Annotated in this window: 12 protein-coding genes and 1 pseudogene; 10 read left to right on the top strand and 3 right to left on the bottom strand. The window is 56.6% G+C overall.

Going from position 1 to position 13,923, the window contains the following annotated elements; translation table 11 throughout:
* Positions 1-31 precede the first annotated feature (31 nt).
* From AC2FI7_RS07480 to AC2FI7_RS07445, 8 genes and pseudogenes are all read left to right on the top strand, one after another.
* Positions 32-607 (top strand): annotated as a pseudogene (locus tag AC2FI7_RS07480) (IS6 family transposase); the annotation flags it as partial.
* Positions 608-806: 199 nt separating this feature from the next.
* On the top strand, positions 807-947 hold the full coding sequence (locus AC2FI7_RS07475; protein ID WP_010442671.1) for a hypothetical protein: 141 nt from the start codon (positions 807-809) through the stop codon (positions 945-947).
* A gap of 87 nt (positions 948-1,034) precedes the next feature.
* Positions 1,035-3,134 (top strand): hydantoinase/oxoprolinase family protein, encoded by a 2,100-nt coding sequence (locus tag AC2FI7_RS07470; RefSeq protein WP_496815659.1) that lies wholly within the window; start codon positions 1,035-1,037, stop codon positions 3,132-3,134.
* Positions 3,131-4,780: a hydantoinase B/oxoprolinase family protein gene (locus tag AC2FI7_RS07465; RefSeq protein WP_496815660.1), complete on the top strand. Its 1,650-nt coding sequence runs from the start codon at positions 3,131-3,133 to the stop codon at positions 4,778-4,780. Before AC2FI7_RS07470 ends, AC2FI7_RS07465 begins: the two co-directional genes overlap by 4 nt.
* Positions 4,777-5,859, top strand: a complete 1,083-nt coding sequence (locus AC2FI7_RS07460; protein WP_496815661.1) for a pyridoxal phosphate-dependent aminotransferase — start codon at positions 4,777-4,779, stop codon at positions 5,857-5,859. Before AC2FI7_RS07465 ends, AC2FI7_RS07460 begins: the two co-directional genes overlap by 4 nt.
* On the top strand, positions 5,856-6,599 hold the full coding sequence (locus tag AC2FI7_RS07455; protein ID WP_010442667.1) for a maleate cis-trans isomerase family protein: 744 nt from the start codon (positions 5,856-5,858) through the stop codon (positions 6,597-6,599). The genes AC2FI7_RS07460 and AC2FI7_RS07455 overlap by 4 nt, the downstream gene beginning before the upstream one ends.
* Positions 6,596-6,799 (top strand): hypothetical protein, encoded by a 204-nt coding sequence (locus AC2FI7_RS07450; RefSeq protein ID WP_010442666.1) that lies wholly within the window; start codon positions 6,596-6,598, stop codon positions 6,797-6,799. The genes AC2FI7_RS07455 and AC2FI7_RS07450 overlap by 4 nt, the downstream gene beginning before the upstream one ends.
* 53 nt (positions 6,800-6,852) lie before the next feature.
* Positions 6,853-7,821, top strand: coding sequence for a D-2-hydroxyacid dehydrogenase (locus AC2FI7_RS07445; protein WP_010442665.1), 969 nt, complete (start codon positions 6,853-6,855; stop codon positions 7,819-7,821).
* A 219-nt stretch (positions 7,822-8,040) separates the two neighbouring features.
* Here AC2FI7_RS07445 and AC2FI7_RS07440 read toward each other — a convergent pair whose 3' ends face one another.
* Together AC2FI7_RS07440 and AC2FI7_RS07435 are read right to left on the bottom strand one after the other, a co-directional pair.
* Complete coding sequence (locus tag AC2FI7_RS07440) at positions 8,041-8,796, bottom strand: globin domain-containing protein (protein WP_010442664.1); 756 nt, start codon at positions 8,794-8,796, stop codon at positions 8,041-8,043.
* 58 nt (positions 8,797-8,854) lie between these two features.
* Positions 8,855-9,976, bottom strand: coding sequence for an NAD(P)/FAD-dependent oxidoreductase (locus AC2FI7_RS07435; protein ID WP_496815690.1), 1,122 nt, complete (start codon positions 9,974-9,976; stop codon positions 8,855-8,857).
* Positions 9,977-10,017: 41 nt separating this feature from the next.
* On the opposite strand from AC2FI7_RS07435, the gene AC2FI7_RS07430 reads away from it, so the two are divergent.
* Complete coding sequence (locus AC2FI7_RS07430) at positions 10,018-10,371, top strand: winged helix-turn-helix transcriptional regulator (RefSeq protein WP_010442661.1); 354 nt, start codon at positions 10,018-10,020, stop codon at positions 10,369-10,371.
* 104 nt (positions 10,372-10,475) lie between these two features.
* Here AC2FI7_RS07430 and AC2FI7_RS07425 read toward each other — a convergent pair whose 3' ends face one another.
* On the bottom strand, positions 10,476-11,489 hold the full coding sequence (locus AC2FI7_RS07425; protein WP_083829028.1) for a LacI family DNA-binding transcriptional regulator: 1,014 nt from the start codon (positions 11,487-11,489) through the stop codon (positions 10,476-10,478).
* A 104-nt stretch (positions 11,490-11,593) separates the two neighbouring features.
* On the opposite strand from AC2FI7_RS07425, the gene AC2FI7_RS07420 reads away from it, so the two are divergent.
* Entirely contained in the window at positions 11,594-13,915 is a 2,322-nt protein-coding gene (locus tag AC2FI7_RS07420) for a DUF1989 domain-containing protein (RefSeq protein WP_496815662.1), read from the top strand.
* The last annotated feature ends 8 nt before the right edge of the window (positions 13,916-13,923 follow it).

Here is a 13,923-nt window from a genome sequence, read left to right as displayed (position 1 = left end):
CGGGGGTAGGGGCGTTGCGTAGCTTTTGCCCATGACCAAACTTGCCTCTTTCAAGTACTTCAAAACCAGTCCCGAGATCATCCGCCTTGCAGTGATGTTGTACATCCGTTTCCCGCTCTCGCTTCGGAATGCCGAAGATCTGCTGCACGAACGCGGGATCGACGTGAGCCACGAAACTATCCGATATTGGTGGAACCGGTTCGGTCCGATGGTTGACTCTGAGATCCGAAGAAAGAGGGTTCAACAACTGCGCGCATTCTCCAAATGGAAGTGGCATGTGGATGAGGTTTTCGTGAAGGTGAATGGCAAGCGGCATTATCTTTGGCGGGCTGTTGATCACGAAGGCGAGGTACTGGAAGCCGTTGTCGCCAAACGCCGAAACAAGCAGGCTGCACTGAAATTCCTCAAGAAGTTAATGAAGCGACACGGCAAAGCGGAAACCGTCGTCACGGATCGCTTCGCCTCATACAGAGCCGCGCTCAGAGAACTGGGTGCATTCAAAAAACAGCAAACGGGCAGGTGGCTCAACAACCGCGTCGAGAATTCACACCTTCCTTTCCGACGACGTGAGCGCGCGATGCAACGTTTCAGGCGCATGCAAAATCGGTAGAAGTTCGCTGCAGCTCATTCCTTTGTCTAGAACCACATCAATTAGGAAAGATCGCTAGCCAACGGGGGGGTATACAAATTGACGCGCACGGTCGTTCATCCAGATTTCGCGATCTTCGCGTTTCTTAAAGGATAGCCCTATTGGTCTAGCTGAGGCCGGTTCGAATCTGGCTGACGCACCCGCATGCTTGCGGGACATGTCCACATTTTTGTTGACAGCCAGTCCGGTACTCGGGCAGCGTTTTGGGCATGGAAAAGAGCAAGAGCGGCCAAACATGGCGCAAATCATGATTGCAAAACTGGGACGCCGGGAAACCGGCTGTGATCTGGTCGTCTAAACTGACACTGGTAATGAACCGATTTGGCTTTTGCTGGACCGGGCATCCTCATCTCTTCTGCCTCTCCTGATTTTCTGGTTTTTCTAGATGCACAACAAGAACGCGTTGCGCCTTGCCGTTGATATTGGCGGTACATTTACCGATACGGTTTTGGTCGATGAGCAAGGTCATATCCTTGCTACTGCCAAAACACCGACCACCCCGAAAAACCCGACACTTGGGGCGCTTGCGGGTGCTAAGTACGTGTTGGATAAAACCGGGGCGGACTGGCCTCAGATCAGCGGCTTTATCCATGGCACGACACTGGCCACCAATGCGTTGATTGAGCGCCGTGGAGCAGTCGTGGCGACTGTGACGAGCGAAGGGTTTCGTGACATTCTAGAGATCGCCTATGAGCGCCGCTACAACCAATATGAGATCAATCTTGTTAAACCTGATCTGATCGTGCTGCGCGCGCGCGCCTTTACGATTAAAGGCCGAATGGACGCGCGCGGGCAGGAGTTGCAGCCGTTCGATGATGGGGCTGTTTCCCGACTGGTTGAAGAGCTTTCTGCTTGCGGCGCTGAGGCCGTGGCCATTTGCCTTATGCATGCCTATGCCAACCCGACACATGAGCTGCGGCTGCGAGAACTTCTGCTGGCGGCGCTACCCGATCTAACGATTTCGCTATCGCACGAGGTCAGCCCCGAGGCGCGCGAGTTCGACCGGCTCTCAACCACCATTGCCAACGCTTATATCCAGCCTCAGTTGGAAAGCTACCTGGCTGATTTCCAAGCGCGGTTTAGCGATGAGGGGTTGCGATGCCCGATCTTGATGATGACTGCGGGCGGGGGCATGACCACGATGCAGACCGCCGCGCGCCTGCCGATCCGACTTGTAGAATCCGGTCCTGCAGGGGGCGCCATCTTGGCTGCGCGCATCGCCGCCGAGACCGGCGAGCGCGAAGTGCTGAGTTTCGATATGGGCGGTACGACTGCCAAGCTGTGCCTGATCGACCAATATCGCCCGCAGACAGCCCGAAAATTCGAAATCGCGCGTGCGGCGCGTTTCATCAAGGGTTCAGGTATGCCTGTACGCATTGCAGTGATCGAAATGATCGAGATTGGAGCAGGTGGCGGTTCGATCGCGCATGTGGATCGGTTAGGCCGCTTGCAGGTCGGGCCCGAAAGTGCGGGATCCGAGCCCGGACCCGCCGCCTTTGCCAAGGGTGGAACCAATCCGACGGTAACAGATGCCGATGTGGTGCTGGGGCTGATTGAACCCGGGCGTTTTGCTCAGGGACGGCTTGGGATCGATACGGACGCGGCTGAAACTGCGCTTGCGTCGGGGATCGGGCAGGCGCTGGAGCTAAACAGCGCACAGGTCGCCCATGGGGTCAGCGAGATCGTGGATGAGAACATGGCTGCCGCAGGGCGGATGCATGCGGTGGAATCTGGCAAGGATCTGAGCGCTCGGTTGATGATCGCTTTTGGTGGCAATGGCCCCCTGCACGCCACAAGGGTGGCGCGGCGTGCACAAGTTAGCCGCATTCTGATCCCGCGTGATCCAGGGGTAGGTTCGGCGGTGGGGTTCCTATTTGCTCCGGTCTCGTTTGAAATCATCCGCTCGCGCTATAGCACTCTTGAGGCACTCGACCTTGAAGGTCTTAATGCCTTCTTCGACGCAATGATCAGTGAGGCTGAGGCCGTTGTCAGGGCTGGCGCACCAGAAGGGCGACTAACCCGGCAAAGGCAGGCTTTCATGCGCTATCACGGGCAAGGGCACGAGATTGAAATCGCGCTACCTGACTGGGCTTTGAAAGAGGCGGATATTGCTACGCTTCGCAAGACGTTCGAGGAGGAATACAGCCGCCAATTCAGCCGCGCAGTGCCGGGCATGACTATCGAGGTTCTGAATTGGGCGCTGGAGGTGACGTCAGAGCCGCCCGCGCTGGAGCATTACCCCGAGACGCTTGAGAAGAATCCTGCGCGGCCAGATGGGCAGCGGCGCATCCTGTGTGATGTCACCGGTGAGTGGCGCGAGGCCGATATCCACGAGCGTGCAGCGCTCAGGCCGGGCGACCAAGTGAGCGGGCCTGCCCTGATCATCGAGCCGCAAACCACGACATTCGTCAGCGCTGATTTCTCAGCCCATTTGGATGGCGGCGGCAACATTTGGCTCATACGCAAACGGGAGGGCAACCGATGAGCACGTCGAGTACTCGCCTGCAGGTCATGTGGAATCGGCTATTGGCCGTGGTAGAGGAACAGGGTCAGGCGCTGATACGCGCAGCTTTCAGCCCCATCGTGCGCGAATGCGGTGACATTTCCGCTGGCATATTCGATCTACAGGGCCGAATGCTGGCACAGGCCGTGACCGGCACGCCTGGTCATATCAACACCATGGCTGAAGCAGTCAAAACACTGCGCGGCCGCTTTCAGCTTCAAGATATGAGGCCCGGCGACATTTACTTAACGAATGATCCATGGATAGCCTCTGGGCACCTAAACGATTTCCTGTTGATGATGCCGGTGTTTTTTCGGGATCAGGTGGCCGGGTTTACCTCCTGCACCTCGCATTTAGTCGATCTGGGCGGGCTGGGCATGGGGCCAGAGGGCGCTGACATCTATGACGAGGGGCTGCTCATTCCTCCTTGTAAGCTAGTGGATACGGGCAATCTAAACACACTTCTGATGGAGATAGTCAAAGCCAACTCTCGCGAACCCGTCGCCAATGAAGGCGATATCTATGCGCTGATCGCGTGTTGCGAGACTGGTGCCGCGCGACTTGCCGGCATGATGGATGAGTTCGGTATCGACCATCTGGACGAACTAGCCGACTACATCATCGATACTTCATATCGTGGCACCGTTGAGGCCATTGCCGAGCTTCCCGAAGGGACGTGGCGCACTGTGCTGAAGGTAGACGGGTATGAGCAGGAGATTGATCTTCATGCGACCCTGACCATCGGTGAAGATTACGTTAATCTGGATTTCAGCGGCACTTCCGGCCTGTCAAAAAAGGGTATCAACGTGCCGCTCAATTACGCCACCGCATATTCGGTGTTTGCCCTTCGCTGTATTATCGGGCCGGACATTCCCAACAATGCGGGCTCGCTTGAGCCATTCCACGTTACGGGGCCAAAGAACTGTATTCTGAACGCCCAAGCACCCGCACCGGTCGCCATGCGCCATACACTGGGGCAGATGACACCCGATTTGGTCTATGGCTGCCTGTCGCAGGCGCTGCCGGATTCTGTCCCGGCCGAGGGGGCATCATGCATGTATGACCTGCCGCTGCGCCATACACCCGGGGCGGTGTCTCGCGGGGATGAGCAGTTTGCGCTGGAGCTTGTATTCAGCGGTGGAACCGGGGCGCGGCCTGATCTGGATGGGCTCTCGGCTACCGCCTTTCCGTCGGGTGTCTGGGGAAGTCAGGTGGAAACGACCGAAGCGGTCGCGCCTGTCCTGATCACACGGCGCGAGCTCATTCCGGACAGCGGCGGACCCGGGCGAACACGCGGCGGCTTAGGTCAACATATCGAAGTACGCTCGTCGCAGGACGAAGAATTCATGGTGTTTCTTTCGGTCGAGCGTGTCTTAAACCCTGCGCGCGGGCGTCAGGGAGGGGGTCCTGGCGCACCGGGGCGCATCCGCATCGGCCATGACGGACCAGATCTGCCTGGAAAAGGTGAGGTTCGGGTGAAGGCAGGAGAAACCTTGCTTTTCGAAACACCGGGTGGTGGCGGTTTTGGAGATCCGCATGAGCGTAGTCGGAACGACGTTCGCCGCGATCTGGACGAAGGACTGATCAGTCAAGAAGCTGCGCGCGATATCTATGGGTACAAACCATGATCCGTTCGGTTGGGCATATATCCGCGATGTCACCTTATGCGCTGGCTCAGCTTGATGCACCGAAGGGGAAGCCCCTGATTTCGCTCTCTCAAAATGAAAGCCTACGCCCTCCCAGTCCCCTCGCGATTGACGCGGCCGCAAAAGCGCTGGAAGCCGGAAATCTCTACCCCGACCCAGACTGGGGGGAGCTTCGCGCCGCGTTGGCGAGGCTTCATGGTATCCCTGCCGATGGCATCCTGTGTGGCTGTGGCTCGATGGAGCTGATTTCATGCATCACACAAGCGTTTGCGGATGAGCACAATTCGGTACTGGCCCCGGCGCATGCCTACCCGTTTTTCCGAACTGCCGCGCAGATAGCACGAGCGCGCTATGACGACGCTCCGGAAGAAGACACGCGCGTTTCAGTCGATGCGTTGCTTGCAGCTATCCGGGACGACACCCGTATCGTCTTCGTTGCCAATCCCGGCAATCCTACTGGCTCCCGCATCCCGCGCGCCGAACTGGTACGTCTGCGCGAAGGCTTGCCGCGCGATACCCTTCTGGTGATCGACGAAGCATATGGCGAGTTCACTGATCATATAAGAGAGCCCGTGTTCGATCTGGTCGGACGCGGCGATACGGTGGTTCTGCGTACCTTCTCTAAGGCGTATGGTCTGGCCGGGATGCGCGTAGGTTGGGGCTTGTTTCCACTTGAAATCGCCCGAGAGCTTCGCAAGGTGATGAACCCCAACAACATCACGATTGCCGGCCAGGCGGCTGCAAAAGCTGCGCTCTTGGATCAAGGATATATGCGCGAAACCTGTCGGGAAACGGCGAGATTGCGCGACGGATTGCGCCAACGGCTGCTTCAGGCCGGGCTAAATGTGCCTGAAAGTTTTACCAATTTCGTCCTGATCCATATGGAAAGCCCTGAAGCGGCGCACCACGCCGATCATGCCCTTCGGGCAGAGGGCGTGTTTTTGCGCCCGCAAGCCGGAGCTGGGCTTGCCGATTGCCTACGTGTAACCATCGGTGTCGCGGATCAAATCGACGTTGCTGCGAGCCTTCTGGAGCGCCTGGTAAAGGAGGGATTATCATGACGAATTCTCGTGGGCGTGCCCGATTTGGTGTTCTGGTGCCTTTCACCAATACAAATCTCGAACCCGACATGACACTGTTGCGCCCCGATGGCGTGTCGATGCATTTCGCCCGTATGGGGGGCTATGATCAGGACAAGGTCCCCGATGCAGACCAGATGCACGGGCTGGGCGCAGCGGATTTGGACGAGTCGCTGCATCTGTTGCAGGGTGTACGTCCGGATGTGATCCTTTATGGCTGTACCTCGGCTACGCTTACGCACGGCCCGGTATTTGACCGAGGGCTTTCTGAACGGATCAAAGCCACGAGTGGTGCCCAAACTGTGACGGCGGCAGGCGCTTTGGTACACGCGCTGACCACACTGGGGGTGGGGCGTATCGGCTTTGCCTCGCCCTATGTGCCTGCGATCAATGACATGGCCGTCGGATTTTTGGCACAAATGGGTGTTGAAACCTTGATCCGCGCAGAGGTGGACAGTGATTTGGACAACTACGGACAGGGCGAACTGGACCCGCAGGCAGTGTTCGATTTGGGCCTTGCCGCCAACCATCCCGAGGCCGATGCGATTGTGCTGTCTTGCACTGACATGCGCAGCGTCGAGATCATCGCCCATTTAGAGCAAGCAGTGGGCAAACCAGTAATCACGTCTAATCAAGCAATGGCTTTCCGTGCGATGCAGCTTGCTGGAATCGGCGAAGCCTTGCCGGGGTTCGGTCAGCTTTTGGAAAGAGAGCGGCTATGAGTTTTGACCGGGTCGCTGAGCTCTCGCTCGCATGCCAGGACATGCTGCGAGGTGCTCTCAACATGGGCGTAGCGCTGCTGATCGACACGGTTCGCATGGTAGCCGCTGCAACAGGTGTGATGGCAGGGCGAGTCACTGTGGATTGTGCCTTTGCCACTCGCGGCACCGCGAAAGATGCCAGGGCGGTTGATGCGGCCTGAGACCACATTTAGTGAAATGGAACAGCATGTCCGTGCTTCCGTGGAGGAAAACCTTGTCTGACACCCCGCGTATCATTCTGCACAATAGCGACACGGCACCGCTTGCCGAAAGCTTGTGCGCCGCATTCCCAAAGGCAGATTATCGTGAATGCAACAGCTATGAGGGCCTTCCCACGCTGGTCGACAGCTATAAGCCCGAGGTCGTCTATTCGGTTCGTTTCGCGGGCACGCCTGGCTATCCGCGCGACGCGCTGTTTGGCCCGCAAGGCCCAAGTTGGATTGCCAATGGTGGGGCGGGTACTGATCATTACGGCAAGTGGGACCCTCAGAGGACAATCGTGACCAATGCTGCGGGTGTGGCCGCTGGGATGATGGCGGAATATATCCTTGGCGGGTTTTTGCATTTTACCCTGGATGTGCCTGGTCTGCAGAAAGACAAGGCAGCGCGGGTCTGGAACGCGCGTACGGTCAGGCCGCTGGCGGGCAAAACACTCCTGATCATCGGGCTGGGTCATACCGGTCAGGCGGTGGCAGCGCGCGCCAAGGCCTTCGGAATGAAAGTCCTGGGAACCCGCGCGCGCCCCAGGCCGATGAAAAATGTCGATGAGGTGTACGCAGCGGATGAACTGCATGACCTTCTGCCATTTGCGGATTTCATTGCCGTCTCGACCCCACTAATTCCAGCGACACGCGGCTTGATCGGTGCGCGAGAGATTGCGGCGATGAAGCAAGGCGTCATCCTCGCGGATGTTTCACGCGGCGGTGTGGTGGATCAAGCTGCCCTTCACGTAGCACTGAGTGCAGGGCATGTGGCGGCGGTGGTATTGGACGTGTTCGAAACCGAGCCTCTTCCCGAAACAAGCCCGCTCTGGGCTCTTGAGAACGTGGTCATCTCACCGCATTGCTCATCGGTTTATGCCGAATGGGAACAGGCTTCTTTTGATCTGTTTATTCAGAATCTGGATCGCTGGATACGCGGCGAGAGATTGGTCAATATCGTGAACCCTGTGCGTGGATACTAAAGAAAATGACCTGACCTGCAGCCTGTTTGGTTCGGAGCGCATGTAATCTTCCGGATCTAATTTCAAGCCAAGCCGCAGAGCCGCTCTTGCCAAGCGGCCCGGTTTCTGCACCGCACAAGGGACAATATCGGAACCGGTCTGGCAGCTTCAACATAAGTGTTTGTGATGCTGCCAGCTGTTTCGGCGGGGTGATTTGGTGTCTGGCTTGGATTGCAGGCGTCACACCATCAACGCTTTTTCAACAAGCGCCTGTTTGTCCGGATATTGGGACACGTCCACACCGCGCTCAGCCAGCGCGTCGCTTAGCTCTTGCGTGCTCAAGTTTTCGATTGCTGCGGTCGTCATTCTCAGGAAGTTTATCCGGCGCTTTAGCTGTCCGTTCGTTTCACCAAAAATGTGCCGATCCTGGAAAGCGAATTCTTCGGCGTATTTTGTCATGAAGTATGACAGGAACGTGTTGAGGCTAATCCGCACGCGTGGATCATCTGTGAGCAGGTCCGCAGAGGCATCCAACGTCTGTCTCATCAGGTTGGCCCAGCGTTCTGCCCCCTTGTCATTCATCAGAGCCATTGCGTTATGCGCGTGATGAAAGTTCAACCGAAACTCAGCGCCGTGGTAATAGGGGCCACCCCCCATGACATCGATCCACATGGATGCCTGGGTCGCAACATGGTGGTGCAATCCCCCAACCCTTTCGAAGACGGATGTGAACCAAGGCTCATCGGCAAACACGCGTTCATAGAATCTGGTGACTACGCCAACAATTGCATCTTGTCCCAAGACAGAGAATAGCTGCCAGAACTGAATCGGCTTCGAGGTGTCGCCCGGTGCAGTTAGCGAAACAACCTCTGCCATGCGGTGGGCGTCAGCGGGCAGCAGTCCATTTTCGATCGCAGCTGTGATATATGCCTGCTGAACGCGCTCACTCATATACCCGTGGCTGGTTGGAAATTTCGGAAGGTCGACACGTGTCATTAGTTTATGTCCTGGCGGTCTCTTGTCGGGAGGTGAATTGTGGGGCATTCAGCCGATCCTATCGCCCGAACGCCTTGCGATACTTCGAAATAAAAAGGTCTTTTCCCTTCATCTGGCGCGTGACCCAATCGCCAACAGTCGCAAATAGCCAGCTGTTCCCGATTTTGGGACCAAGGGGCAGTAAGATCGGGGCTTTTTTCCATGGCACATATGGCTTTAGATCCTCGATCGCCTGACCTTTCAGTGCTTGTTTCAAGGTTTTGATTAGCCACGGATTCTGTCGGGATATTGCCACAATGGTCATACCGTCACCGATATCGGCAATGTCCCCTGCGATGAAGACGTTCGGGTATTTGGAAGGACGTAACCATTTGTCGGTTTGAATCCGGCCAGAAGGTGCCGTGGCGACCCCGGAAAGCGTTTGCGCCAAAGCCGTATTTGGCCTGGATCCGATCACAGGAAACACCAGATCAGCACTAATCACCCGGCCATCGGTCAATTTGACCGACCCGGCATAGGGTCTGTCCAAGTGTAGCAAGTTTTCCGCTCTTTGGCCCAAAACGATGTTCACGCCTGCGCGTTCCAGCTTGCGTTTCAACTGCGCGCCCAACTTTGCCGGGTACATTGGAAACAAAGTGTTATCTGAAGAAACCAATGTGATGTCTTTGTCGGGTTGAGCTGCGGCGATTTCCCCTGCCAACTCGGTGCCGACCGTACCTGCTCCGACGATGACAACCGACTTTGCTGACGACAATTGCAAACTAACCTCAGCACTCGCCTCGCGAAAATCCTTAATGCTGTTCCCTTCGGGCTTGAAAGGCGCGGCATAGGACGAACCTGTCGCCAGGACGATGTAATCGGCAGGATAGATGGTTCCGTCTTCTAACGTAATTTCGGATTGTGTAACCCTTGAGGCCCGACCGCGAATGACGCGTCCGCGCATCAGCAAACGATCATAGGGCAGTATGATCTGATCCAACAATTCGGGCTGCAAAAGTGCACGAATGGTCGCTGGTGCCTGCACAAAGGCTTCGCGCTGCTCGATCAGCGTAACATCAGCGTATCCGTCCAGTGCTTTGGCGACCTCAAAGCCAACATATCCACCGCCGACTATCACGACTTTCTTCTGGGTCATCTTCTTCCTCGTTGCGTTCGGTAAGTCTGAGGCGTAGTTAAAAATACAAGATCAAAACGACAAGTACGGTCACATAGGATACCGCTATGGCAACGCTCGAACCAGATGAAAACTGTCTGATTGAGCCACTGATAGAGGCGATCTCGGGTAAGTGGAAACTCTTGATCATCTATTGGCTGGCGCAGGAAACCTCACGGTTTAATCAGCTTCAGCGCAACCTCGGTAGCATCACCCATCGCACGCTAACCCGACAACTTGTTGAGCTGCAGGATGCTGGCTTTGTGTCCCGCAAGGACTTTCGGACTATCCCTCCACATGTGGAATACAGTTTGACATCATTGGGGCAAAGCCTGATCCCTTTGTTGCAGGCCATGCATGAATGGGCGGCCACAAACGCGGGCAAAATGGCACATCCGAAAGACAGCAAGGAGCGCATTTAGTTGCGTACGTTCCTGCAGTAATTGCATCCTTCCAACAGTTGCTTTCGGGACACTGAAGCCCGGTATCGAACGGGTCGGCCAATGTCTGGTCTGGCCCACTTGCCTCAACAACGTTTTGTAGAGTTCCGAACAACGAGTTGTGTAAACAACTCTTCGGATTTGGGCGCCTGATGAGTCGTGATCCAGTTGGCAAGTGCGTCCGCCGCGCGTTCACCCATCTGAGAAACCGGTAAATGTACGCTTGTCAGTGGCGGAACGGTCACAGACGAAGTTGGAAGATCGTCAACCCCGACCATGGAAATTTGGTCCGGGACGATGATATTTTGCGCCTGAAGACCAAGCAAAACCCCCAGGGCGACGACGTCGGATAGACATAGAATTGCCGTTGGCCTGCTGCTTAGATTGCCCAAGTGTTTTGCAGCGTCTGCGCCACCCTGATGGCTGATCTCGGTCTCGAAGGTTGAGAGCTTTCCGTCGAAGGGAAAGACTTTGAGGCCGGTTAGGCGCGCTCTGGTACGGTCATTGTCGTTAACGGGGCCATGCACGACCGCAATGTCTCGGTGTCCGAGTTCAACAAGGTGTTGTAGGGCAAGTTGCGCCGCAGCCGCGTTGTCATACCCGATGGTCGGCAGCGGGTTTTCCGGATTAAAGAAAGACGTGACGATCGTTGGCAACGACGCCCGTTCGATCAGTTCGTGAAACGCCGGGCTGTGCGTAATGCCAGTGATGATCAGTCCTTCTGCCCCGATATCCAGCAGGCTTTTGGCTTTCTCGGCTTCAATCTCTAGGCTCGCCTCGGTTGTCGCAACGATCAGAGACAACTGATGGTCTGATAGCTTACGCTCCAGAGCAGCAAGGAAACGGGCAAAGATCGCATTGTCCAGCGTAGGGACCAAAGCCCCAACAAAGCGGGTGCGACCAGAATTGATTGCCCTGGCAGCCGCGCTAGGAACGAATTTAAGCTCGGCAATGGCGGTCTGAACTTTTTCGAGCGTTTCCTTCTTCACCACGGTCGGTTCATTAAGCACCCTGGACACCGTTGCGACGGACACGCCCGCTGCTTTTGCTACATCTCTGAGATTTGAGCGTTTTTTAGGCTCGGGGGTTTTCTGCGTCACTGATTTTAGGGCCCGTCTTGCCGATCTATAAGTAAAGAGTTGACATATGTAACTGGTTTCATCAAGCTCTGTAACTAGTTACATTTTAGGAATCTGGCTGCGCGATGCACGGGTCTACGGTTTTACATACTTTTACTAACACGGGGTACGACGGCCCCGGTCGCCGGTTCCCGGGCTTCCCAAATGCCTTTGACGCACGCACGCATGTCCTGTCGCCGCGCGAGGCGGTGAAGCTGTCGATCAAACCCGGAGATTTGCTGTCAGTAGAAGGGGCTGGTTCAATGCAGCCATTGGATCTTGCTGCTTTGGCAGAGGGTGGGCAGCCGATGCTTGCGGCACTTGGGCTGAGCCAAACCGGGTTGGTTGAATGGGACGGTTTTGACAGTGCCCAGTTCTCGGGTTGGATAGCAGCGCGGGATGGGGATCAGCGGGTTCCCTGTTACAGATTTGATCAATCATCCGAGCCAGTGATTATACGTGCCAGTCAGACGATGACGGTCTGGTTGATCCGACCCGTCGGAGTTGCCGGGCTAATCGAAGGCTCAGGCGCTGGAAATGTGACGGTTCTGCACAAACCCGCAGCCAAACGTGATGTGCAATTGCCGCCTTTGCTGGGTGATACACGAGACGAATTCACCATCCCTCGCGGCAGCGCCATGGCGTATGAGCTTAAAGCTGGCGAATTCGTTCAAATCATCGATGTTGAAGGCCAGCAATGTTCCGATTTCATGGCGTTGCGGGCTGATGGCCTGGACCGTGGCGAGGAATGGATGATCGACTCCACTGCCACTCGGTCCATGGTTAGACGGGCTTTTCCCGGTCCCGGTTTGCTGGATAAATTCTTTGATCGCGATATGCGCCCGTTACTGAATGTGGTTCAGGACACTTGTGGTCAACACGATACATTCGGTCTGGCGTGCACCGCTCGTGGTTACGAAGAGAGAGGCTTTCCCGGCCATCTAAACTGTTCCGACAACATGACCAATGCTCTGGTGCCCTACGGTGTCAAAAAGCGGACCGCTTGGCCCGCAATCAATTTCTTCTGGAGCACGTGGGTTGACCCGGCTTCGCATCATATCCTGACTGAAGAATCCCGTTCGCGCCCCGGTGATTATGTTGCCATGCGAGCGTTGGAGGATCTGGTCTGCACCTCGACCGCCTGTCCAGACGACATTGATCCGATCAACGGCTGGAACCCGACGGATGTGCATGTACGTATCTACCGCCCTGAAACACCGATCCGCCGTGCGGTTGCCTATCGCGAAAAGGAAGACGCCCTCATGTCGATCAGCCAGGAGTCCGCTTTTCATGACCGTCTGGCCCCGCTGACCCAGCATTTCGCGCCAGCGCGTGATCTATGGACACCGGTCAGTTACCCGGCCCATGGTACTTTGGGTGAATATTGGGCCTGCCGCGAGGCTGTGACAGTGCAGGACATGAGCGGACTGCGCAAATTCGACATCGTCGGCCCGGATGCCGAGGCGCTGCTGCAACTGGCCACCACTCGAAACGTGGCGAAACTGCCGGTTTGGCGTGGATCTTACACGCTGATGTGCGACGAAAGTGGATCGGTCATTGACGATGGCACCTTGTTCCGTCTGGCGCCCGAGATTTTCCGTTGGTGCTGCGGGTCCGAGGAAAGCGGGCGGGTGTTGCAGGAACTGGCAGACTCGCGCGGCTTGCAAGTGCGGGTCCACGCATTGCGCGGAACGATGCCAAACCTGGCTATTCAAGGGCCGAAATCGCGCGACTTGCTACGCAAGATCGCTTTTACCCAACCGCATGTACCCAGCCTGGATCATCTAAAATGGTTCGGTGTCACCGTCGCACGGTTGAACGATCGCGAAGGTGCGCCGTTCATGCTGTCGCGATCGGGCTATACCGGCGAATTAGGGTATGAAGTTTTCTGCTCAAAATCCGATGCCGTCGCGATCTGGGATGCGGTAATGGCAGCCGGCGAAGAATTCGGGATCACCCCAATGGGTTCAGCCGCACTAGACATCATCCGGATTGAGGCAGGTCTGGCCGCCGCAAACGCCGAATTCGCACCGGGCGTCGATGCGTTCGAGGCTGGATTGGGCTTTGCGGTCGATCTGACCAAGTCTGACTTCACCGGCAAGTCGGCTCTGCAACGCAACGCACGCGACCCGCGCCGGGTGCTCAAAGGGCTGCTGATCGGTTGCGATGACGTGCCAGCCCACGGTGCCCCGGTCTACGCGGGAGAACGGCAGGTGGGTGTGGTGACCTCGGCTATACGTTCACCGATGCTGGAGCATGCGATTGCGATGGCCCGATTGTCGGTCGAGCAGGTGGAAAACGGCATTCAATTGGAGATCGGACAGCTCGACGGACGGATGAAACGCCTGTGCGCGACTGTCTCGGACATTCCATTCATAGACCCGCAACGCAAGCGGGCGCGCGCCTGATGGCGCAT

It is taken from the genome of Ruegeria sp. YTSA064, assembly GCF_059610325.1.
Note: the sequence above shows the minus strand (reverse complement) of the source record. Positions and strands in the feature narration are given on the sequence as shown.